19 protein-coding genes and 1 tRNA gene are annotated in these 23,296 nt (G+C 64.6%); 6 read left to right on the plus strand and 14 right to left on the minus strand.

Annotated features, from left to right (window positions below):
- Window positions 1-104 precede the first annotated feature (104 nt).
- The 10 genes from FFS68_RS09110 to FFS68_RS09155 all read right to left on the minus strand — a co-directional run bounded on the left by FFS68_RS09110 (window position 105) and on the right by FFS68_RS09155 (window position 11,811).
- Entirely contained in the window at window positions 105-1,442 is a 1,338-nt protein-coding gene (locus tag FFS68_RS09110) for an MFS transporter (protein WP_137752873.1), read from the minus strand.
- Window positions 1,436-2,305 (minus strand): SDR family NAD(P)-dependent oxidoreductase, encoded by an 870-nt coding sequence (locus tag FFS68_RS09115; protein ID WP_137752874.1) that lies wholly within the window; start codon window positions 2,303-2,305, stop codon window positions 1,436-1,438. The genes FFS68_RS09110 and FFS68_RS09115 overlap by 7 nt, the downstream gene beginning before the upstream one ends.
- A complete protein-coding gene (locus FFS68_RS09120) occupies window positions 2,305-3,105 on the minus strand; it encodes an acetoacetate decarboxylase family protein (protein WP_137752875.1) in 801 nt (266 codons plus the stop codon). Before FFS68_RS09120 ends, FFS68_RS09115 begins: the two co-directional genes overlap by 1 nt.
- A 69-nt stretch (window positions 3,106-3,174) precedes the next feature.
- Entirely contained in the window at window positions 3,175-4,185 is a 1,011-nt protein-coding gene (locus FFS68_RS09125) for a Rieske 2Fe-2S domain-containing protein (protein WP_212742337.1), read from the minus strand.
- A gap of 139 nt (window positions 4,186-4,324) precedes the next feature.
- Window positions 4,325-5,230: a LysR family transcriptional regulator gene (locus FFS68_RS09130; protein WP_137752876.1), complete on the minus strand. Its 906-nt coding sequence runs from the start codon at window positions 5,228-5,230 to the stop codon at window positions 4,325-4,327.
- Window positions 5,231-5,310: 80 nt separating this feature from the next.
- Window positions 5,311-6,504 carry an amidohydrolase family protein gene (locus tag FFS68_RS09135; RefSeq protein WP_137752877.1) on the minus strand — a complete coding sequence of 398 codons (1,194 nt, stop codon included), beginning with the start codon at window positions 6,502-6,504 and terminating at the stop codon, window positions 5,311-5,313.
- A gap of 108 nt (window positions 6,505-6,612) precedes the next feature.
- The gene (locus FFS68_RS09140; RefSeq protein ID WP_171003794.1) at window positions 6,613-7,863 is read right to left on the minus strand and encodes an MFS transporter; all 1,251 of its coding nucleotides are present in this window, start codon (window positions 7,861-7,863) and stop codon (window positions 6,613-6,615) included.
- A 16-nt stretch (window positions 7,864-7,879) separates the two neighbouring features.
- Entirely contained in the window at window positions 7,880-10,183 is a 2,304-nt protein-coding gene (locus FFS68_RS09145; protein WP_249340100.1) for a TonB-dependent receptor, read from the minus strand.
- Between the two features lie 411 nt (window positions 10,184-10,594).
- Window positions 10,595-10,669, minus strand: a tRNA-Gln gene (locus FFS68_RS09150).
- Window positions 10,670-10,725: 56 nt separating this feature from the next.
- A complete protein-coding gene (locus FFS68_RS09155; protein ID WP_137752879.1) occupies window positions 10,726-11,811 on the minus strand; it encodes a branched-chain amino acid aminotransferase in 1,086 nt (361 codons plus the stop codon).
- A 78-nt stretch (window positions 11,812-11,889) separates the two neighbouring features.
- Here FFS68_RS09155 and FFS68_RS09160 point away from each other — a divergent pair, with 78 nt between their 5' ends.
- Window positions 11,890-12,402 (plus strand): MarR family transcriptional regulator, encoded by a 513-nt coding sequence (locus tag FFS68_RS09160; protein WP_137752880.1) that lies wholly within the window; start codon window positions 11,890-11,892, stop codon window positions 12,400-12,402.
- On the opposite strand, the gene proC is transcribed toward FFS68_RS09160, so the two are convergent.
- Window positions 12,399-13,229 (minus strand): pyrroline-5-carboxylate reductase, encoded by an 831-nt coding sequence (proC, locus tag FFS68_RS09165; RefSeq protein ID WP_137752881.1) that lies wholly within the window; start codon window positions 13,227-13,229, stop codon window positions 12,399-12,401. The two genes, FFS68_RS09160 and proC, sit on opposite strands and share 4 nt — an antisense overlap.
- Window positions 13,230-13,249: 20 nt before the next feature.
- Window positions 13,250-14,923, minus strand: coding sequence for an alkaline phosphatase family protein (locus tag FFS68_RS09170; protein WP_137752882.1), 1,674 nt, complete (start codon window positions 14,921-14,923; stop codon window positions 13,250-13,252).
- Between the two features lie 128 nt (window positions 14,924-15,051).
- Between FFS68_RS09170 and FFS68_RS09175 the strand changes: the two genes are divergently transcribed.
- The 5 genes from FFS68_RS09175 to FFS68_RS09195 all read left to right on the plus strand — a co-directional run bounded on the left by FFS68_RS09175 (window position 15,052) and on the right by FFS68_RS09195 (window position 19,465).
- A complete protein-coding gene (locus tag FFS68_RS09175; RefSeq protein ID WP_349290377.1) occupies window positions 15,052-17,091 on the plus strand; it encodes a thioredoxin family protein in 2,040 nt (679 codons plus the stop codon).
- On the plus strand, window positions 17,091-17,831 hold the full coding sequence (locus FFS68_RS09180) for a TlyA family RNA methyltransferase (protein ID WP_137752883.1): 741 nt from the start codon (window positions 17,091-17,093) through the stop codon (window positions 17,829-17,831). The genes FFS68_RS09175 and FFS68_RS09180 overlap by 1 nt, the downstream gene beginning before the upstream one ends.
- Window positions 17,832-17,892: 61 nt before the next feature.
- Entirely contained in the window at window positions 17,893-18,444 is a 552-nt protein-coding gene (locus FFS68_RS09185) for a TspO/MBR family protein (RefSeq protein WP_137752884.1), read from the plus strand.
- 37 nt (window positions 18,445-18,481) lie between these two features.
- Complete coding sequence (locus tag FFS68_RS09190; RefSeq protein ID WP_137752885.1) at window positions 18,482-18,823, plus strand: accessory factor UbiK family protein; 342 nt, start codon at window positions 18,482-18,484, stop codon at window positions 18,821-18,823.
- A gap of 135 nt (window positions 18,824-18,958) precedes the next feature.
- Window positions 18,959-19,465, plus strand: coding sequence for a YbjN domain-containing protein (locus tag FFS68_RS09195; RefSeq protein WP_137752886.1), 507 nt, complete (start codon window positions 18,959-18,961; stop codon window positions 19,463-19,465).
- Between the two features lie 64 nt (window positions 19,466-19,529).
- Here the strand turns inward: FFS68_RS09195 and FFS68_RS09200 are convergent, their stop codons facing one another.
- Together FFS68_RS09200 and metH are read right to left on the minus strand one after the other, a co-directional pair.
- A complete protein-coding gene (locus FFS68_RS09200; protein ID WP_137752887.1) occupies window positions 19,530-20,483 on the minus strand; it encodes a right-handed parallel beta-helix repeat-containing protein in 954 nt (317 codons plus the stop codon).
- Window positions 20,484-20,576: 93 nt separating this feature from the next.
- On the minus strand, window positions 20,577-23,198 hold the full coding sequence (gene metH, locus FFS68_RS09205) for a methionine synthase (RefSeq protein WP_137752888.1): 2,622 nt from the start codon (window positions 23,196-23,198) through the stop codon (window positions 20,577-20,579).
- Window positions 23,199-23,296: the final 98 nt, after the last annotated feature.

The raw sequence follows: 23,296 nt of genomic DNA on the forward strand, positions 1-23,296 counted from the left end.
ATTTGTCCGTTTGACTTGCTCCCTTCCCTAGGGGCGGCGCCAGGCGCTCACATCACTCAAACGGACGAGATCGGAACGGGAGGAAAAGCAGCTGGAGTGGTAGGTCAGCCTTCGACCGCGCGCCGATAGTGCGGGAGCGCGACGAGCAACAGCGCGACGATCAGCGGCAGCACGACCGCACCCGCGATCGCGATCGAATAGCCCAGTGCCGCCTGATCGCCGAAACCGAAATCGGTGATCGCGGCGATGACGCTGGCGCCCAGCCCCATCCCCACCAGATTGACGCACAAGAGCGAGATCGCGGTGACCTGTCCGCGCAGCTGATTCGGCGTCACATCCTGGATTGCCGTTAACATCACACCTTGCGACGCCTGCCCGATCAACGTACCGATCGCCATCATCGTCAGCGACAGAGAGGCCGTCGGCATCAGCGGCGCGATGATGAGCGGCACGCCCTTCAACAAGGTCGCGATCAGCACGACCCGCATATTGGCGTCGGCCCGGCCGCCCTGCATCAGCCGTCCCGCAAGCCAACCACCGGACAGCGTGCCGATAGTGCCGCAGGTCAGCATGATGATCCCATAGGACGTCCCCACCTCGGTGGGGCTCATGCCATAGCTGCGGATCAGGAAGGTCGGAAACCACAGGGCGGTGCCGATCGCGAGGAGCGCAATCAGGCTGAGCGACCCGATCAGCGAACCGAACAGCGCCCAGCGCTCGGAAATATAGTCGAACCCCTCGCGCAGGCTGCTTTGCACCGACAGGGTCGCCGCCAGTTCCTGCCGCGCCGGCTCGCGGATCGTCATCATCATCGCGGCGACGATCAATCCGGGCGCGGCGACGCACAGGAACACCATTTGCCACGGTTCGAAACTGCCGAGCCACGGCAAGGTCGCGCCGCCGGTTTTTGTGAAGCGCGCGAGCAGCCAGCCGCCGATCAACAGCGCCAAGCCGCCGCCGATCGGATAGCCGATCGCATAAAAGCTGATCGCCAGCGCCCGCCGGCGCCGCTCGAAATAGTCGCTGATCAGCGAATAGGCGGTCGGGCTGAGCGTCGCTTCGCCCACCCCGACGCCGACGCGGGCGAGGAAGAGGCCGATGAAGCTGCTGGTAAAGCCGCAGGCGGCGGTCATCGCCGACCAGAACAGCACCCCCCAGACGATCAGCGTCGCGCGCCTTTTGGTCCGGTCGACGTAGCGACCGATCGGCAGCGCGGCGATGCTGTAGAGCAGAGAAAAAGCAAAGCCCTGCAGCAGGCTGATTTCGAAATCGCTGAGGTTCAGGTCGCGCTGGATCGGTTCGACCATCAGCGTCAGCACGCGGGCGTCGATCGCGCTGAAGCAATAGCCGACGAACAGGATCGCAACGACCAGCCAGCGATAGACGCCGTCGCGCGTGACCGCGGTGCGCGCCGACTCTTCGGCAACGGCTTCGGTCACCATGCCGACGGCGGATCCCGCCGCGCCAATATCTGTTCGGTGCGCGCGGCGATCAACCTGTCATTCTCCTCGCTTTCGGGAAGCAGCCAGAAACGCCCTGCCCGGATGCCGTCGAGTGCGAAGGCGGAGACCTCCGTGGGCTCGGTCAGCTTGAGCTTGAGGCCTGTCATGCGGACCAGATCTTCCATCGTGCGATAGGCCACCTTCGTCTGCGCTTCATTCTCGACATAGTCCGCGGGGCGGACCTCGCCCGATGCCATGATCGCCGTGTTGACCGTGTGCGGCCCCGGAAACAGCGTGGCCGCACGCAGCTTGCCCCCCTCGCGCAGCAATTGCTGGTGCAGCACTTCGGAGATGCTGGTCACCGCTGCCTTGGTCGCGGCATAGATGGGGGTATTGGGTAGCGAGCGCAGCCCGCCGTTGGTCGAGCTGGTATTGACGATGACGCCCTCCTGCCCCGCTTCGATCATCCGGGGCACGAAGGCCGCGATCCCGTGGACGACGCCGAGTATATTGACGTCGATGCCCCAACGCCAGTCGCTGAGCGGCAGCGTCCACAGTTTGCGCTGCGCCTCACCCAGACCGACACCGGCATTGTTGAACAGGATATGCACCGTGTCGAAGTGCCCAAAAACCTGATCCGCCAGCGCGCGTACCGACGCTTCCTGGGTCACGTCGCACGTGATGGCCAGCACCTGTCCCGACCCCAGCGCATCAATCTCGCCGCGCACGGTTTCGAGCCGTGCCGGATCGATGTCGGCGATCACCACATGCGCGTCGGCGCGCGCGAGGTCGGCGCACAGACATTTGCCGACCCCGCTCGCACCACCCGTTACGACGGCCACCCGGCCGGTAAAATCATCCATCAGGCAGCCTTCCGCTCGCCGATCTCAACCCCGACATTGCGCGGGTCGTCGTGCCGCCCGACCCAGTGCGGCGCGATCCACTCGCCCGGCACCTTGCGCAGCAGTGTGCCGCCGGTCGCGGTGCCGCCCTCGACATATTGCATGTCGACGAGGCGACGAACGGGGATGTCAGCAAGCGGATCATAGGCCGAATCACGCAAGGTGATCGTCCCCGTCATCGCGCGGCGGGCGTTGTAATTGCGTTCCCAGTTGAGGCGGGTAAGGAAGACGTCGCCGTCGAACTGCCCCGGCTGGTCGATCGATGGCATGCCCTTGTAGCAGAAGAGATGCTCTTCGAATTTCAGCGGTTGGTCGATCGCTTCGCCGATCGTGCCTTCGATTTCGAAATAGGTGACGCCGTGGCGCGAACAGGTCGCGCGCAGATGATCGCCATTGCGTTCGAAATGCGTCTCCGCGATCTTTTTCGGCTCTCCGAAGCGTTCGCGTCCCGAGGTGACGACGGTTTCGCCCTCCATCGCCATGTGGAAGCAATAAGCGCCCGGCGCGCCTTCGTGGGTGCAATTGACCCCCATGGTCAGCGCACCGATTTCGACGGTGTCGGTTTCGGTCACATGCATCGTGACATGCGCCATCTGCAGCCAGATTTCGGGCCGTTCAGCGGCAACAAGCGGCTGCGGCAACAGCGCCGCGATGATTTCGGGATCGGTCTCATATGTCGCGCGAATTCCGTATACGGTGTTGCGCAGCATACCGGGCGCGCGGGTTTCGACGGATCCTTGAATATAACGCAGTCTGGACATCGCAATTCTCCCTATGGCGCCCCAGGCGCAGCTAGTTGACGGTGATGGTTTTCCGCGAGCGCGGAGGCCTTATTCGGCGGCTTCGACGAGACGGTTTCCGTCGGGGCCATCGGCATAAAATTGCTCGAAATAGCGGCGGAAACGCAGGATCGGGCCGTCGCCATCGCACAGATAAGGCTGGGCGCGGTGGATCTTGTTGTGCCAGATCGGAATATCGCCCTCGACGCCCTTTTGCCCGCAGGTATTCTCGATCGCCTGCTCGATCGCCTTTTCCTCGGGCGAACCCGGCGCAACCTTCGGGTGCGTGAAGCAAAAGCGCAGTTCGACATCGTCGGCTTCGACCGGGCTGGCGATGACCAGCAGCGACAGCTCAACAAGCCCGCTCAGCCGCGTGAACTTCTGCCCCGCCCCGTTCTGGATCGTTTCGACCGAATAGCTCAATTGCTTGCGCTCGCCCGACGGCAGATCGATGGTGCGATGCCCGCGCGCCACGCTGCGCCGCCGGACACCCTCATAATCGGTCTCGCCCTCGGGCACCGCGTCCATCGCGTGAACATAGGCGAAATGGGCGACATCGACGCCATTCTCGGCGATTTCCTGCGGATTGCTGGCGAAGCGCCATTCGCGCTTGATCGGTGTGGCCCAGTCGGCGTCGGTAAATTCGGGATAGTCGATGACATCGAACGTCGGCAGGGCGCCATCGGGATGATACCAGGCCCAGATGACGCCGCTCTTTTCGGTCACCGGATAGGACTGGGCGAGCGCCTCGCGCTTAGCGCGCGGCGGGAAAGCATTGGCATAGGGAATGCTGCTGCAAAAGCCGTTGGGCCGGAATGCCCAGTGATGAAAGGGGCAGCGAATACTGTCACCCTCGACCGTGCCGCCATGGCCCATATGCGCGCCAAGATGCGGGCAATAGGCATCAAGAAGCCCAGCCTCTCCCTGCTCGTTACGGAACAGGACGAGGTCGCGACCGAAATAGCGGACCGGCCGCACATCGCCGACCGCGAGGTCGGAGCCATAGCCTATCCCGAACCAGCCATGCGGAATGGGCATCGGAAAGCGATCGACCTTTGGCATCGTCAGTCTCCCAGTTCATGCCATCTTTGAGCGACGGCCTTGGTCAGGAAGTGTATCGCCTGTTCGCCAAGAGGTAAGATCAAAATCGCGCACAGTTTGTGCGTGCTCGCGAACAATGGAGAGGTTCAGGGTCCGAACCCTAGTAGCGCGCGGCGAGCGATGCGGCCATCGACGGACGAATTTTCACGCGCGACGTTCGGCGGACCAGATAGTCGATGAAGGCGCGCGTCGCGACGGACATGATACCCGGTGAATAGACGACCCAGCATTCCCGATCATAGAAGGACCATTCCTCCTCAAGCGCGAGTATCCGCCCTTCGACCAGATCCTGGCGGACGACGCTGACCGGCAGGCTGGCGATGCCGAGACCCTTTCGCGCCGCGCTGCGTAGCGCGATGCCGCTGTTGCTCGCCCACCGGGGCTGAACCCGGACGCCGACGCCGTCGTTGAACGTGATCGACGCGCTGCGGTCGGTCAGGCAGTCATGTTCCGCTAGATCTTCGGGCTTTTTGGGCCAACCGCGGGCGGCGACGTATTCGGGCGCTGCGCACAGGCAATAGGAGAGATAGCCAAAGGTGCGCGCGCGCAGGTTCGAGTTCGGCAACACGCCATAACGAATGACGATATCGAAGCTTTCCTGAACGATCTCATTCTCGTTCAGATAAGCGATGGGCTCGATCATGATCCCGGGATGTTCGGTGCTGAACTCCGCCAGCAACGCCGACATATAATCCGAACCGAAGATATCGCTCAGCCCGATCCGCAACCGCCCCACCGGCTCGGTGCTGTACAGGCCGACCTGCTTTTCGACTTCGCCCAGCCGCTGTTGCAGCTGCGCGCATTCGCGATGAAAGCTCTCGCCCGCGCCGGTGAGCGACAGGCGGCGCGTCGTCCGGACGAGCAGCTGGACGCCCAGCCGCTCTTCCAGTTCATGCACCGTCTTGCTGATATAGGATTTGGAAAGGCCGAGCTGATCGCCCGCAGCCGTGAAGCTGCCCTGATCGACTACCGCCAGAAATTCCTCGATCCCGCGCCAGCTTGACATCAACCCACCTTAAAGGCCGGGATGTATCAGCCCCCATCGCTTGAATGCAATCGCCTATTCCCGCACCCGGCGCAGGCGGCCTACTCGGCCGCCTGCTTGACGAACAGTTCGCGGCGCGGGCCGATTTCGCCTGCGATTTTCCAAAGCGCGTCGGCATCGACATCATAGACGTCGAGCGCGTTGATGCCGAGCATCGCCTGAATATCGTCGTCAGGCAATCCGCCAAGACTGGCCGACATTTTTTCGAAGGTGTGCGGCCAGGTGCCTTCGGGATGCGGATAATCGGTGCCCCACAGGATGCGATCGACGCCAATGTCATAATAGGCCTGCGTCGTTTCCTCGTCGGGCAGCGCCGAACAGCCGACCCAGATGTTGCGCGCAAAATACTCGCTCGGTTTCATGCTCATATTGGCATAATAATCGCCGAGCTTTCCGCTCGTATGCTTGGCCGAAGCGCGGATATCCATCAGCTGCATCACCCACGGGAACCAGAATTCGCCGCCCGCCTCGGTGAAGCAAACCTTCAGCTTCGGATATTCCTCGAACACGCCGCCAAAGGTCATCGCCCACAGCGGCCGCGTCATCCAGAAAGCGAATTCGCACAGGAAGGTACCGATCCAGCCGGGCTGCGTGGTGTCATAGGCAGGCGCGGCGCCCGAGTGGAAATGAAGCGGCATGTTCATTTCCTGGAGCATCGCCCAGATGCGGTGATATTTGGTGTGATTATAGAGGTCGTAGCCGTCGGTGAGCGCAGGGAAAAACACGCCCTTCAGGCCGTGGCGCTTCGCCCATTCGATCTCTTTCGCGGTCTCGTCGATGTCATAAAGCGCCGGGATGACCGCGAGCCCGATGCGGCGGTGCGGGTCGTCCTGGCAGAATTCGGCAAGCCAGCGATTGTGCGCCCGCGCGCCGGCCCATTGCAGCTCGGCGCGCGAAGCCGAAGGCCGGAGGCCAATGTCGGCGCCAAAGGGCGGCGCGTTGCGTTCGGTGATCCCGTCGGGAAACAGGACTTCGGCGGCGACACCGTCGCCGTCGAGCACGCGGTTGCGGATGGTGCCATCCCACGCGCCCTCGAGCCCGTCGCCGACGCGGGCGCGCCACTTGTTGTTGAAGTCGTCGATCAGGAAGCGTTTTTCATGCTCTTCGCGCGCCTTGATCTCGAGCTGAACCGTCTCGTCGAACTGCTGATGATATTTCGATTCCAGATAGCTCCGATATTTTTCGGGGGGCAGGCCGACATGGCCGTCCGACGAAATGACAAGATAACGATCCACACTCTCTCTCCAGTTTTCATCCCCGCGCACGGCCATCATTCGCCGCGCACGCCATGGTCAGACACTATGCGCTTCGCCCGCCGGATAAAGCGGGTCGGCGCGAACGATCTATCGCTCGTCATGGACAATATGCCGGACGAGCGCAGGCAGCAGATGGCTCAGCAGCAAGGCGCCGCCGATTGCCGCGGCAATCGCGAACGGCGCCGGACGCGACCATTGATAGGCGGCGGATGCGAGGACCGGCGGTAGGGTGATCGATGCCCCGGCAATAAAGGTGATCGCCGAGGCGATCGCTACCTGATCCTCGCTCGATCCCGCGAGCGACGCCGCCGCACTGAACCCGGGGCGGGCCAGTCCGTAGCCGAAACTGGCAAGGACAAAGCCCAAGGCGGCGGCCTGCACACCTCCGTCGAATACGGCCAGAAGATTACCGGCAAAGGCAAATCCGGTGCCGATCCGCATCATCGCGAGCGGCGATGGAGAAAACAGCCGGACGAAGCCCCATTGGCCGAGCAGCGCGGCCGCGGCGGCGGCAGTCATCGCAAGCCCAATCATCCGCTGTGCCGCCAGCGGATCTTCGGCCATCCGGTCGATGATCACGAAACCGATGGTATAGAGGTTGATCGCCTGCGCCGAGCAGAGCAGCAATCCGAAGCTCAGATGATGCCCAACCCCCTTGCGCCGCCACACCTGCGCGAGCGACATATTCGGCGCGCCCCCGGGTACCGACGCACCATCAAGCCTGTCGCGCGGGAGACAAACGAAGGCCCCGGCAAGAGCGAAACCGCCGAGCAGCGCAAAGCCGAGCATCGGTCCGAGCGGCCCCAGCGGATCGACGATCATCGCGGGCGCGATCGCTGGTCCGACGATTGTGCCGAGGCTAAGTGCGCCAGCCAGCGTCGTGATCGCCCGCGTTCGCGCGGCGCCGGTAGTCTCGGCCGCGATCAGCGCCTGCGTCGCGGTGGCGGCCGCCGAGCCGAGCAGGCCATAGGTCGACCGTAATATCGAAAAGAGAAGGAAGGCGGCGAAAGGCGTGAGCAGCCCCAGCAGGCCAAGTTCGACCGACAGCGCGCAGCCGCTCATCGACACGACGAAGCCGACGAGCCCCGCCCGGATATAGGGGTTGGGGCCCTTGCGCTCGATCCGCGACACCCAGAATGGGGCGCTGATCGCCCAGGTCAGCGCCGATAGCGAGAAGATGCCCGCGACCAGAAAATCCGGAATCTGCAACATCCGGCCGATCGTCGGCATGATCGACACCAGCCCGATATTGCCGATCGCGGTGAGGAAGGTCACCGCCCCGAGAAAGGGCAGGACCCACCGCGACCCGGTGCGCGGCGGATCCAGAACCACTGACACGCCGACCCCGCCGCGGTTAGAAGCGGATGCGAAGTTCGCCGCCGAAACTGCGCGGATCGCCGTACTGGCCGAGCGTGAGGACGCCGAGGTTGATCGCGCTGACTTTATACTCCTTGTCGGTCAGATTCTTCCCCCACAGCGCAAGTTCGGCGGTCGTCCCGCCGCCGAGTTCGATCCCTATGAGCGCGATGCGCCCGTCGAGCAGGCCATAGGACGGCATCTTGGCCAGTGGATCGGGGGTGATCGACGAGAACTGGCTGCTCCGCCAGCTGTAGTTCAGGCTTGTCTCCAGCCGCTCGGCGCCGACATCGTGGCGATAGAGCGCGCCGGCCTGATAATTCCATTTGGGTACGCGCGAGAGCACATAGGTGTCGGTCACGTCGGTGCCGTCGGGAAGGATGAAATCGGTGTAGCGCGCATCGACGTAACCGCCGCCGAAGTTGAAGCTCAGCCCCTCGACCGGGCGCAACGTTCCTTCGACCTCGAAGCCGGTGAATTTCGCCTTCCCCGCGTTGATGATGTTCGTCGTCACCAGCGACGGGACGAACACGCCGGCCTGAAAATCCTTGTAGATCGAATGATAGACCGCTGCGCTGAGATTAAGCGCGTTACCGAAGCCCCCATATTTTACCCCGAGCTCGAACGATGTCAGCTTTTCCGGATTATAGGGCGTCAGGAAGGCGGCGTTGGTCGCAGCGGTATCGTTGATCCCGCCGCTCTTGAAACCAGTCGCCACGCGCCCATAGATCGAGAAATCGGGCTGGACTTTATAGAGGATGTTGAGTTCAGGGTTGAACCGCTTCCAAACTCCGGAATTTTCGAGCGGGCTGAGGTCGGTATAGCCGATCCCTCCCGCGCCCGGTCGCGCGCCCGCTGCCGGGCCGCCGCTGCGGGTGACCGGATTGCCGTTCACGTCGCGCAGGAACACGCCCGACCCCGGGGCGGCCGGATTGACGCGATAGGCAGAGTTGGAAAGCAGCAACTCATGAGCATGCTTGGATTCGCGCGTATAGCGAAGCCCCACCGATGCCGTGAGCTTCTCGTCGAGCGCCCGCGGTGTCCAAGCGAGCTGGCCATAGCCGGCATAGGATCTGGACCCGCCTCCGCGTTCGCTGATGTCGAAGGCATTGCCCCCGAACTGGAAGTTCCAGCGCGGATTGAACACGTCATAATCGTCGTCGAGATAGAAGGCGCCCAGCGTGTATTTGAAGTCGCCGACGGTCCCGATCGCCTGCAGTTCCTGGGTGAACTGCTTGTAATTATTGTCGAGAATGATGCGCAGCAGGTCGAGCGGGCTGCCGTCGAAATCGCTCGCCGACCGGGTTATTGCGGTCCGCCGTGCAGTAATCGATTTGAGCGTGAGGTCGCCGATACCGGGTTCCCATTCGAGCGTCAGCGCGTGACCGTTGGTGCGATAGTCACTGCGCAGCGCGCTTTGCGCCCCGATTTCGCGCGTCCGTCCGCTCACGACATAGGGCCTGAGCAGCGCGTTGACGAACGCGGTCGCGCCGGATCCGGTGACCGCGGTGGCGGCAAGCTGGTTCGGCGTGCCTTTGCTGTCCGAAATGTCGTAGCTGTAGAGCGCACTAAAGCTGCCCGACGGGCGCCACAAAAGATCAGCGCGCGCTGCCCACAATTCTTCCTCGCCGAAATTCTGCTTGCGCACCGAATTGCGATAATAGCCGCCGTCGAGCTTGGTGATCAGGCCGACCTTGGCGCTGAAACCGGCCACCTCGGGCAGGTCGACCGAAATCCGCTGGTTGAACTGGCCCCAGCTTCCGGCGCCGGCCAGATACTGGCCGCCGAATTCGCCGCTCGGCTTGCGAGTAATCAGATTGACCGCGCCGCCGATCGTGTTCTTGCCGTACAGGGTGCCCTGCGGCCCACGCAACACCTCGACCCGCTCCAGGTCGACGGTGTCGAAGGCCGCCCCGGTCGACTTTCCGATCGGTACGCCATCGATGTAAAGACCGACCGGCTGATCGCGGGCGAGGCTGGTGTCAGCCGAGGGAGAAAGACCGCGAATGGTAATCAACGGGCCGAAACTGTTGCCGATCGTTTCGTTGATCTGGATGTTCGGAACAATGGTCGCGATGTCGGTGACAGTCCGGACTTGCGCCCGATCGATCGCCGCGCCGCCAACCGCGGAAACCGAGATCGGTACGTCGATCAGCCGTTCCTCGCGGCGCTGCGCGGTAACGACGATCTCTCCATCGCCGGCCTGAGCATCCTGACTCTCCGCCTCTTGGGCCAGCACCAGCGACGAGCTCAACGCAGTCGCGACCATGACCGCCGCCAAAGCGGCTTTCAGAATTGCCATAATTCCTCCCTCGTCCCGCGACGGCTGGGTTCAACCATCGCGCTTCAGGCTTCTCCATGTTCGGCCCGATAGCTGCTCTCAGGATAATCGAGGAGCCACGACGGTAAAGCGCGCCATGGTGGCCACACTGTTCACCCCGGTGGCGAATAGGGGCGATGTGCCGGGGCACTCAAGCCGCTCGTTTCGGGGTCGATGACGCTTCCTTCACAAAGGGCATCAAGGGCAGCGGGCGTGAGACTGGCTTTTGGACTAGGGACGTCCCACCTTCGGCTTGAATCCAAGAAAAACGGGTAAGAAATCAGGACATTATTGGCGCGGAAACCAGTCCAAAGCTGGCGAAATCTGTCTAGCTGACAGACCGCATTCTGCACCGGCATCCCTATGTTTTCAGCCGAAACTTCCGGCACCGGCTGGCTGGGGCGGCAGGATTCGAACCTGCGAATGGCGGCATCAAAAGCCGCTGCCTTACCACTTGGCGACGCCCCAACGGGCCGGTGCGAGGCGCGCTCTATAACGCGCCGCCGCCTATTGCAAGGCGGCGCTTAGAGCCGGGTCACCCAGCGGTCCGGATCGGCGGCGCGGCCGCGCTGGATGTCGACGAGCTTGTCCTTGAGCATTCCGGTCACCTGGCCGGGACCGCCGGCGCCGATGGTAAAGCTGTCCTGCCCACGCGTCACCTTGCCGACCGGGGTCACCACCGCGGCGGTGCCGCAGGCAAAGCTCTCGGTCAGGCGGCCGCTTTCCGCATCGGCCTGCCACTGGTCGATCGCATAGGGTTCTTCGCGCACCGTCAACCCGGCGCCGCGCGCCAGCGTGATGATCGCGTCACGCGTGATCCCGGGCAGGATCGTGCCGGTCAGCGGCGGCGTAACGATGCTGCCGTCATCGAACACGAAGAACATGTTCATCCCGCCCAGTTCCTCGATCCAGCGATGTTCGGCGGCGTCGAGGAAAACGACCTGGTCGTGCCCCTTGGAAATGGCCTCGCGCTGCGCGATCAGACTGGAGGCATAATTGCCGCCACATTTGGCAGCGCCGGTGCCGCCGGGCGCGGCGCGGGTGTAATCTTCCGACACCCACAGCGAAATCGCCGGCGCGCCCGATTTGAAATAATTGCCGACCGGCGAGGTGATGACGAGGAACTGATATTCGGCCGCGGGCTTCACCCCCAGAAACACCTCGCTCGCGAACATGAAGGGGCGCAGGTACAGCGCGCCGCCGTCAACCGGCGGGAACCAGGCGGCGTCGGCAGCGACGGCTTCCTTGACCGCCGCGATGAACAAATCCTCGGGCATTTCGGCCATCGCCATGCGCCGCGCGCTGGCGTTGAAGCGCGCCGCATTGGCCTCGACCCGGAACAGCGCCATCGACCCGTCGTCGAGCCGATACGCCTTCAGCCCCTCGAAAATTTCCTGCGCATAATGGAGCACCGCGGTCGCGGGATCGAGCGTTAGCGGCCCGCGCGGCATCACCTGCGCGTCGTGCCAGCCCTTGCCCTCGGTGTAGCGGATCGACACCATATGATCGGTAAAGACGCGCCCAAACACCGGATCGGCGATCGCTGCCGCGCGTACATCGTCCGCAACGCGATTGGGGTGCGGCAGATGGGTAAATGCGGGAGCGGACATGCGAAAACACCTGTGGCTGAGCGGTCTATGGAGCGCGCCTCTTGCCAAAGACGGGCGCGGCGCGCAACGATAGTCACCATGGCCGAGGAAAATTTTCTTTCACAAGTCCCCGCTGCGTCTGCTCTTTTCTTGCGCGAAGACGAAGTGCGCCGCGGCATCGAATTTCTGTTTTTCGCGCACGCCTCGCTGTGGCGCTCGATCGACGCGCAGCTCGCCGAGCAGGAATTGGGCCGTGCACATTACCGCGCGCTCTATTTCATCGCGCGGCAACCCGGCCTAACGATTTCGGACCTGCTCGCGCTGCTGGGCATCACCAAACAGTCGCTGGGGCGGGTCGTGAAAGAGCTGGAAGCGCGCGACATGCTGACCACACGGCCCGGCAATCGCGACCGGCGGCAAAAGGAACTGCGCCTGACCGAGACCGGCCGCACGATCGAAGCCGCAATCTTTGCGCTGCTGCGCGACACGATGAGCCGCGCCTATACCCATGCCGGACAACAGGCGGTGACCGGATTCTGGCACGTCAGCGAGGCCCTCGTCCCGGTACGCGACCGCAAACGCATTGCGGCGCTGGGGCGCGATCCGGCTTAGCCTTCGCCGCGCGCAATATCCGCCAGCTCGCGCCCGCGATCGCGCGCCGCGCGCAGCACGTTGGTGAGCAGCGCGGCGAGTTGCCCGTCGCCGTCGAGCACATCGAGCCCGGCCTGCGTCGTGCCGCCCTTGCTCGCGACCTGCGCGGTGAGCACCCCGGGTTTTTCGCCGCTGTCGGCGAGCAGCGCGGTGGCGCCGCCAAAGGTTGCGGTGGCCAGCGCCAGCGCATCGTCGGCCGACAGGCCCAGCCGCTCACCCGCTGCTGCGTAGGATTCGATCAGGCGAAAGACGAACGCCGGGCCGCTGCCGGTAAAGGCGGTGACCAGATCCATCGTCGAATCGTCGGCCAGCGTCACCGTCTGGCCCAGCGGGCCGAGCAGCGCCGCAATGGCCCGTTCATCGGCGTCGCCCAAGGTTGCGACCGCCGACACCCCGGCGCCGATGCGCGCCGCAAGATTGGGCAGGATGCGAACCTGCGCGCCCGCGTCGGGGAAACGCGCTGCCAGATCGGCGAGCGACACCCCGGCGAGGATCGACAGCAAATGGACGCCACCCGTGACCAGCGGGGCGAGGACATCGGCGACATCGCCCAGTTGCTGCGGCTTCATGCCCAGCATGATCCAGTCGGCGGCGCCGTCCGCGGCCTGCCATTCGCCGATCGACGCATGCTGGACGACGCCGGCGCGCGGCGCCGCGAGCGGATCGACGATCGCGACCTGCGCCGGATCGAGCCCCGCGGCGAGCCAGCGATCGAGCATCGCGCCTGCCATATTGCCGCAGCCGATCAGCAGCAGCCGGCCGGAAAAGTCCTGCAAAACCTTTTTCATAGTCGTTTCTTTTCTGATCCTTAACGACAGCTGCTGTCAGCACCCGACAACAGATCGAGGCAGCGCCCGTCGATCTGGCCCGCATCGACCGGCACCCCGATCAGCGCCGCGAGCGTCGGCATGATATCGACCGTCATCACCGCATTCGGCTGTTCAAACCCGGCCAGCCCCTTGCGCCAGAACAGGATCGGCACGCGCCGATCATAATCCCATACCGACCCGTGCGTCGCAACATAGCCGAGCCCTGATTCGGGAATCGGGGTAACGCGCGGTTTCAGCACCACGACGAAATCGCCCGAGCGAGCGGGGTGGAACGACGCGCGCAGCTTGTCGTGCAGGCTCCAGGTATCGGGCGCCTGCTTCGGCATGGGGCGGCTCGCCAGTTCGTCGGCGGTCACCACCGCTTCGATCTGCGGATGCGCGCGCAGCCGCGCGAGGATTTCGGTGAGCGCGGTCTTACGCTGCGCCGCGGTCAGCGCTTTCGACAGATACATGTCGCCGAACGGGCCGTCGCCATGAAGCAGCGGCTGCGGCAGGCCTAGCTTTTCGGCGACCGCCTTGCCCAGCTTGTCGGGATCGAGCGCCGGATCGACACGCTGCGCGGCGGGCCAGGCGTTCTGGCGGTTGCGTTCGGGCATGTCGTGCCCGCCATGGTCGGCGGTCAGCGCGACGGCATAGTCGATCCCGGTCGCGTCGAGCCGGGCAAAGAAATCGCCGAGCTCGCGGTCGAGCCCCGCCATCTGGAGGCACATTTCGCTGCCCTCGGTGCCCGCGCCGTGGCCGACATAGTCGGTCGCCGACAGCCCGACGATCAGCAAATCGGTGCCGCTGCCCTCGCCCATTTTGCGCGCCTGGCGCAGCGCCGCGGCGGTCGCGAGGACCGCGCCGTCGGCTTCGGGCGACGCCAGGAAGCGGCGAAAGTCGCCCGCATCGCGCGCCATACGGCCGGTGCCAACGGTGGCACCCTTGTCGCCGACCGGGATGGCGATGTCGTGGTTCGCGCAGTCGGCGGGCAGGGTCATCGCCGGGCGCGGCTGCGCGATCGCGGCGGCAATCGCCGCGCCCGCCTGCGTCGCGGTTGGCGACAGCGTGGTGCCGCGATAGCTGGTGAGACCGGCGGGAACGAGCCACATCAGCTCGTCGGCCTGGCGCCCGCCCATCATGATCGCGGCGCGATCCTTGCCGGCAACCGAAACGACCTGCGCGCCGGGGTCGCGCGCCTTCATCAGGTCGCCGAGCGTCGGGACGAGCAGATGCTTCACCGACGGCGCATATTTGCCGCCGCCCGATGCGGTACCGGCGACACTTTCATCCTCGGCGCAATAGATGCGCTTGTCGTCGCGCGCGACCGACAGGTCGAAATAATTGTTGGCGACGATCCCGGCGCGGCCCGGGTGGCTGCCGGTCAGGATCGTGGCATGGCCGGGGCAGGTTTCGGTAGCGGCCTGCGCCTGATAGCCCGACGGAAACACCACACCCGACGCGAGCCGTGCGAAGCCGCCGGTGAATTTGTCACGATATTCGGCGAACAGGTCGGCCGACAGCTGGTCAACCGCGACCATCACAATCAGTTTGGGCGGCGGCGTCGCGGCGGTCACTTTCGCGACCGGCGGCGCTGAATTTTGCGCAAGCACGGTGCTGGCGCTGCCTACACAGAGTGTAGCGGCCAGGGCGATTTTGAGATGTTTCAGCATCACGAGCGGCGTCTCCGTTGCGAAGGGGTGTCAGCGCGGGCTGTCCTCTCGACGAAAGCCGCCTATATGGCAAGCCTCGAGAGATGGATGACAGCAGAACCGGCATGGATCGCGGCAAGGACGTTTTTGTGACAAGCCTTTGGCGCGCGGCGCTGGCGCTGCTGGCGTTCGCGCTGCTCGCGGCTGGCCCCGCAAGGGCGCAATCGACGCATATCCAGCCGAAACTGGTCGCCGAATCCGCTGCGCCCACACCCGGCGGCGCGACGACGCTGGCGCTCACGATGACCCCCGACGCGGGCTGGCACGGCTATTGGGTCAATGGCGGCGATGCCGGTTTCGGGCCGTCGGTCGAATGGAACGCGCCCGAGGGCGTCACCGTCGCGCCCTTCCGCTACCCGGTCCCCGAACCGCTGATCCTGTTCGGCATGATGAACCATGTTTATGAGCATCCCTATGCGCTGATCGCCGACGTCCGGATCGACGACCGCATCGCGCCGGGCGCCGACCTGACGCTGTCGGGGGTCGCAAACTGGCTCGCCTGCACCGACAAGGTGTGCGTGCCGGAAAGGGCGGTGATTTCGGTCGCGCTGAAGGCGGGCGACGGTGCCGTTCCGGCCGCAGCGCGCGCGCGCTTCGACGGCTGGCGCGCGCTGCTGCCGCAGCCGCTCGACCGCAGCGGCACGTGGGAGCGGCGCGGCGACATGGTGCGCTTTGGCGTCCCCTTGCCCGCAGGCGCCGCGCTCGATGCGCCGCATCTGTTTGTCGAAACGCAGAATCTTGTCGACTATGCCGCGCGGCAAAGTTTCAGCCGCAACGGGGACCAGATCATCGTCGAGACCCGCACCAAGGGCGAGGTGCAAGGGCCGATTGCGGCGTTGCTCAAGCTCGGCGACGGGCGCGGACTTTCGGTGCGCTTCGAACCCGGCACCGTCGCGGCGGCCGGCAAAGCGATCCGGACGGAAAGCCGCGGCATCGACATCACCCTGTTCTGGACCGCGCTAGGCGGCGCAATCCTTGGCGGACTGATCCTCAACCTGATGCCCTGCGTCTTTCCGATCCTCAGCCTCAAGGCGCTCAGCCTCGCGCGCTCGGGCGGTGATGCACGGTCGGCGAAGGTCGAGGCGCTCGCTTATACCGCGGGCGCCGTCGTCACTGCACTGCTGCTCGGCGGCGCGCTGCTGGCTCTCCGCGCGGCGGGCGAGCAGGTCGGCTGGGCGTTTCAGTTGCAGCATCCGCTCAGCGTGCTCGCGCTGCTGATCCTCGCCCTCGCGATCACCCTGAACCTGCTCGGCGCCTATGAACTGCCGTCCTTTGGCGGCGGGCAGGCGCTGGCGGACACGGGCGGCGCGGCGGGCGGTTTCTGGACCGGCGCGCTCGCCGCCTTTGTCGCAACCCCGTGCAGCGGCCCGCTGCTCGGTGCCGCGCTGGGCGCCACGCTCGTGCTACCGGCCTGGGCGGCGCTCCCGATCTTCGGCGGGCTAGGGCTCGGCCTCGCCCTCCCCTTCCTTGCCATCGGGTTCGTCCCGGCGCTGCGCAACCGGCTGCCTAAGCCGGGGCCGTGGATGGACCGGTTTCGCCAATGGATGGCGCTGCCGATGGGGCTGACGGCGCTCGCGCTCGGCTGGCTGCTGTGGCGGCAATTGGGCAGCGGGTCGCAGCTCATTTGGCCGATCGTCGCGGTCGCCATGGCGCTGGTCGTGCTCACTCATTATGGCGCGATGCAGCGCGGCGACCGGCGACCTTGGCTGCTGATCGCCGCCGGGCTGCTCTTCGTGGTTGGCCTTGGCGGCACCGTCACGGAAGTTGCCGACACCGAACGCACGACCGCGGCGAGCGGATCGACCTTCTCCCCCGCCGCCCTCGCCAAAGCCCGCGCGACCGGCAAACCGGTGTTCGTCTATTTCACCGCCGACTGGTGCCTGTCGTGCAAGGCGAACGAAGCCGGCGCGATCAACCGTCAGACGGTGCAGGAGGCGTTCGGCAAGGCGGGGGTCGTCACGCTGGTCGGCGACTGGACCAACGGCGACCCGGTGATCACCCGCACCCTGGCCGACCATGGCCGCAACAGCGTACCGCTTTACCTGTGGTATGCGCCCGGTGCGACGAAACCCGAGATCCTGCCGCAAATCCTGACTCCCGGGTTGCTCGTCGAACAGGCGGGCGGCTGATGGCCAAACAACGCGCCGACCAGCTGCTCGTCGATCGCGGCCTCGCCGAAAGCCGGACGCGGGCGCAGGCGCTGATCCTCGCCGGGCTCGCCTTCATCGGGGACCGCAAGATCGACAAGGCCGGACAACAGGTCGCCGACGACGCCGAGATCAGCGTCAAGGGCCGCGACCATCCGTGGGTGTCGCGCGGCGGCATCAAGCTCGACCATGCGCTGACCCACCTCGGCTGGGATGTGACGGGCGCGGTTGCGATCGATGTCGGGTCGTCGACCGGCGGCTTCACCGATGTGCTGCTCAGTCGCGGTGCGGCGCGCGTCTATGCAGTCGATTCGGGCACCAACCAGCTCGCGTGGAAGCTGCGCCAGGACGACCGCGTCATCGTCCACGAACAGACCAGCGCGCGCGTCCTGACCGCCGCGCATATCCCCGAACCCGTCGACCTGATCGTCTGCGACGCGAGCTTCATCGCGCTGTCCAAGGTGCTGCCGGTGCCGATGAGTTTTGCCAAAGACGGCGCGCGGATGGTCGCGCTGATCAAACCGCAGTTCGAGGCCGAGCGACACGAAGTCGGCAAAAAAGGCGTGATCCGCGACGCTGCGGTGCACGCGCGGGTGTGCGAAGAAGTGCGAGCCTGGCTGGAACACAAGCACTGGACGGTCGTTGACACGGTCGAAAGCCCGATCACCGGGCCGGAGGGCAATGTCGAATTTCTGATCGTCGCCGTAAAAGCTGCCGCTTGACGCTTGCGCCGCCACCCGCGACACCCTTGACCAGCCGATTCCCGCGCAAAGGACCATGTGCATGACCGAGATCGCTACGCCGGGCCAGCTTCGCATGTCGTATCTGCGCTGGGCGCTGGTGACCGTCCCCGCGATCGTCCTGGTCGGCAGCCTGATGGGGATGCTGTCGAACAGCGGTTATGGCAATCGCTGGTTCGCATCGCTCGACCTGCCCGCGATCACCCCGCCGGGCTGGGTGTTCGGGGTTGTGTGGCCGGTCCTCTACATCATGCTCGGGCTGGCGCTCGCGATGATCCTGCATGCTCGCGGCGCGAAGGGGCGCGGCTTTGCGCTGTTGCTGTTCTTTGTCCAGCTGATCGCGAATTTCGCCTGGTCGCCGCTGTTCTTTGGCCAATATCAGGTGACGAGCGCGCTTTATCTGATCATTTTCATCCTGATGGTGACGATCGCCACCGCCTTTGCCTTTGCCCCGATCCGCAAGGCGGCGGCGTGGCTGCTCGTCCCCTATATGGTCTGGCTGAGCTTTGCCGCGATCCTGAATTTCCAGATCGATCAGCGCAATCCCGACGCCGAAACCCTTGTCCCCACCGCCGCCAGCACCCAGATAGGGTGACGGCAAGGGACTGAACGTCCGACAAAGGAATTTTAAGATGCAGAGCGAAAACCGCTTTTTCGACGATCTGGCCAAGATGGTGAACGGCGTTGCCGGAACCGTTGCCGGTGCCGGCCGCGAGGCCGAAGCCGCGATGCGCGAACGCGCCAAGGAATGGGTCGGCCGGATGGATTTCGTCAGCCGCGAAGAATTCGAAGCGGTGAAGCAGATGGCGGCAACCGCGCGCGCCGAAACCGAAGCGCTGAAGGCGCGGCTCGACAAGCTGGAAGGCGTAGCGAAGTCTGCGGGTGCGCCCAAGGCCGCGGCTGCGAAGCCTGCGCCCGCGCCGAAAGCAGCGGCAAAGCCTGCCGCGAAGCCGAAAGCTGCGCCCAAAGCATAGTCGTCACCCCGGCGAAGGCCGGGGTCTCATCCTCGCGCCTTTGCGCACTGGCGAGATCCCGGCCTTCGCCGGGATGACGATTGGTGGTGGGCATAGCGACTCGCCACCAGATCGAACACTCGCTAAAGCGCCCCCATGAGCGAAGATATTTACGACGACGAAGACGGCCAGGACGCGGCACCGATGGACATGCTGGCGTCCTATTTTGCCGCGCACGACTGGCCGCACGAAATGGTCGGCGAGGACGAGATCGTCGCGACCGCGCAGGGCAGCTGGACCGCCTATGAGCTGCGCGCCGTGTGGCGCGCCGACGACGGCGTCATCCAGTTGCTCGCCTTTCCTGACATCCGCGTCGTCGAGGAAAAACGCGCCGTGGCGCATGAAGCGCTGGCGCTGATCAACGAACAATTGTGGCTCGGCCATTTCGAGCTGTGGTCGAACAGTGGGACGATCCTGTTCCGCCACGGCATGCTGCTCGGCAGCGACGCGTCGCTGGCGCTCGACATGACCGAAACGCTGATCGAAAGCGCGATCGACGAGTGCGAGCGCTTTTATCCGGTGTTCCAGTTCGTGCTGTGGGGCGGCAAATCGCCCGCCGAGGCGTTGGCCGCATCGCTGATCGAAACGCGCGGCGAGGCTTAACGCTCACCCCTGATCCGTTCGTGTCGAGCGAAGTCGAGACACGAACGAGTTTAAAACGTCGGCGCTATCTTTTCTCGAACCGCATCAATCCCGCGCCGAGCTCATTCGCCCCGATCGCCAGCGCCTCGCCGCTCCAGTCGGCAACAAACACCGATTTGCGGTCCAAGCCCGCGGGCAGGCTGGCGCGGTTGCCGACAATCGACAGGCCGCGCGACGGGTTCTTGCGTTCCTCGGCGGCGACCGCGATCAGCGCCGAGTAATTTTCCTTGTCGCGCCCCTGCACGAACAGATTGTTCGCGATCCGGCCGACCGATCCCGACGGCAGGTCGATCATATAGTTGGTCGCCGTCCCCTGGGTGTCGTCGAAACTATTGTCGTTGATGTCGACCGTGATCGCGCGGGTTTTCAGATAATGGCCGCCGCTGCCCTTTTCGAACCGGGTGCGGGTGACGACGACGCGGCCATAGAGGCCGGTATAGACGCTGTGCGCACAGCTGAGGCCGCGGTCGCAGCGACCGAGGCGCGAAAAGGTCGAGCGGTCGATCGTCAGCGTCGCGTCGGAATCGTCGGCGGTCAATATGCCTTCCTCGCTGGCGCGGAACAGGCTGTTGACGACGTCGAGGTCGCTTTGTTCGAGGCGGATGCCGGCGCCATTGCCGTCGGGCACCCGCATATTCTGGAACACCAGCCCGTCGACCCGCGCGCCCGCACCGCGCAGCACCAGCGCCGCCTTGCCCTCGCACGCCACCCCGTCGAAGATCGCGCGGCCGGGCTCTACCGCGACAAAGGCGATGCGGCCCGCGGTCTGTACCGCGCAGTCGCGGTGATAGCCGGGGGCGATGTTGATTGTCCCCTCGCCTTCGCCGATCGCATCGACGGCGTCCTGCAGACGCCCGAAACTGCGGCCATCGACACCATAGGGCGCGCCGCCGGTCTGCGCCGGCAGCGGCGCCGGGGCGAACAGCAGCGGAAGGGCGAGCAGCGGCAACATGGGCCGACGAAAAAGAGACTTTACCATGAAAGCCTTATAACGCGTTTCGCGCCGCCAGTCGTTCGCGAAGGCGGTTAACCGGCGGCGCGTCCCGTTGTCGGACAGACGTATTCGCCCAGGTTAATCCAGATTGGGCCGCAGCCAGCGCGTTGCGGTGTCGATATCGACCCCGCGCCGCCGCGCATAATCCTCCAGCTGGTCGCTGCCGATCCGGGCAACACCGAAATACTGGCTTTCCGGATGACCGAAATAGAATCCGCTGACCGCGGCGGTCGGCAACATGGCAAAACTTTCGGTGAGCACCAGCCCGGCATTCTCCCCCGCCGCCAGCAGATCAAACAGGATCGGCTTCAAGCTATGGTCGGGGCAGGCAGGATAACCCGGCGCCGGACGGATACCGCGATATTCCTCCTTGATCAGCGCCTCATTGGTTAGCTGTTCGCCGGGGGCATAGCCCCACAAATCGGTGCGAACATGCTGGTGCAGCCGTTCGGCAAAGGCTTCGGCAAAGCGGTCGGCGAGTGCCTTCAGCAAGATGTCCGAATAATCATCCTTGTCGGCGCGGAAGCGTTCGGAATGTGGCTCGATGCCATGGATGCCGACGGCGAAGCCGCCGATCCAGTCGCCCGCCGGATCGATGAAATCGGCAAGGCACATATTGGCGCGGTCGCGGCTCTTCTTGATCTGCTGGCGCAGGAAGGAGAGCGTGACATGCCGTTCTTCCTCGGCGAGGTGGATGGTGACATCGTCGCCGTCACGCGCGCAGGGCCAAAGACCGCACACGCCGCGGGCGGTCAGCCATTTTTCGGCGATCAACTGGTCGAGCATCGCATCGGCATCGGCCTTGAGCGCGCGCGCGGTTTCGCCGACGACGTCGTCGTCCATGATCGACGGCCAGGTGCCATGCAATTCCCACGCGCGGAAAAAAGGCGTCCAATCGATACATTCGCGCAAATTTTCGAGCGACCAGTCGTCGAAGCGATGCAAGCCGGGATGCAGCGGCGGCGGCGGCTTATCGCTGAGATAGGCGTCGTAATAATTGGCGCGCGCCTCCTCCAGGCTGTGCAACACGCTCTGCCCCTTGCCCGCGCGCACGTCGCGGATATGGGCGTAATCGTCCTTGTAGCCCTGCACATAGGCGTCGCGCCCGGTGTCGCTGACCAAGGCGGTCGCGACACCCACCGCGCGGCTGGCGTCGAGGACGTGGAGCACCGGCCCCTGATAGGCGACATCGATGCGCAGCGCCGTGTGGACCTTCGACGTCGTCGCGCCGCCGATCAGCAGCGGCATCGTCATCCCGGCGCGCTGCATTTCCTCGGCCACCGTCACCATCTCGTCGAGCGAGGGGGTGATCAGGCCCGACAGGCCGATCATGTCGGCGTCATTCTCGTTCGCCGCCTCGAGGATCTTCGACCAAGGCACCATCACGCCCAAGTCGACGATTTCAAAGCCGTTACACTGGAGCACGACGCCGACGATATTCTTGCCGATATCATGGACGTCGCCCTTGACGGTCGCCATCACGACCCTGCCCTTGCCCTTTGCACCCGGCTCCTTCGCGGCTTCGATGAAGGGCAGCAGATGCGCGACCGCTTTCTTCATCACGCGCGCCGATTTCACGACCTGCGGCAGAAACATCTTGCCCGACCCGAACAGGTCGCCGACGACGTTCATGCCGTCCATCAACGGCCCTTCGATCACCTCGATCGGGCGCGGCAGCAGTTGCCGCATTTCCTCGGTATCGTCGACGACATAGGCGTCGATGCCCTTGACCAGCGCATGTTCGAGCCGCTTGGCAACGTCCCACCCGCGCCATTCTTCGGCGGCCTTTTCCTGCGCCGGGCTGGTGCCCTTATAGCGTTCGGCGAGTGCGATCAGCCGCTCGGTCGGGCTTTCGACCTCGCCATCCTTTTTGCGGTTGAGCACGACATCCTCGCACGCCTCGCGCAGTTCGGGATCGATCGTGTCGTACACGTCGAGCTGGCCCGCGTTGACGATCGCCATGTCGAGCCCGGCGGGGATCGCGTGATAGAGGAACACGCTGTGCATTGCGCGGCGCACCGTCTCGTTGCCGCGAAAGCCGAACGATAGGTTCGACAGCCCGCCCGAGAAATGGACGTGCGGACAGCGGACGCGAATGACCTTGACCGCTTCGATGAAATCGACCGCATAATTGTCATGTTCTTCCAGCCCCGTCGCGACCGCGAAGACATTGGGGTCGAAGATGATGTCCTCGGGCGGAAAGCCGATCGTCATCAGCAGGTCATAGGCGCGCGCGCAAATTTCGATCTTGCGTTCCATCGTATCGGCCTGCCCGACCTCGTCGAACGCCATCACGACGACCGCGGCGCCATAGGCCATGCATTTGCGGGCGTGTTCGAGGAAGGGCTCCTCACCCTCCTTCATGCTGATCGAATTGACGATCGGCTTGCCGGGGACGCATTTCAGCCCTGCCTCGATCACCGACCATTTCGAGCTGTCGATCATCACCGGGACGCGCGCGATGTCGGGTTCGGCGGCGATCAGCTTCAGAAAAGTCGTCATCGCATATTCGGCGTCGAGCAGGCCTTCGTCCATATTGACGTCGATCACCTGCGCGCCATTTTCAACCTGCTGGCGCGCGACCTCGACCGCCGCGGTGTAATCGTCGGCGAGGATCAATTTCTTGAACGCCGCTGATCCGGTGACGTTGGTGCGTTCGCCGATATTGACGAAATTGGTAGCGGAAAGGGTCTCGGTCATCTCATGCTTTCGAGCCCCTCCCCGTCAGGGGAGGGGTTGGGGTGGGGGTCGCAGCATAGAGCTGCGACCCCCACCCCAACCCCTCCCCTGACGGGGAG

It is taken from the genome of Sphingopyxis sp. L1A2A, assembly GCF_005502465.1.
Classification (GTDB): domain Bacteria; phylum Pseudomonadota; class Alphaproteobacteria; order Sphingomonadales; family Sphingomonadaceae; genus Sphingopyxis.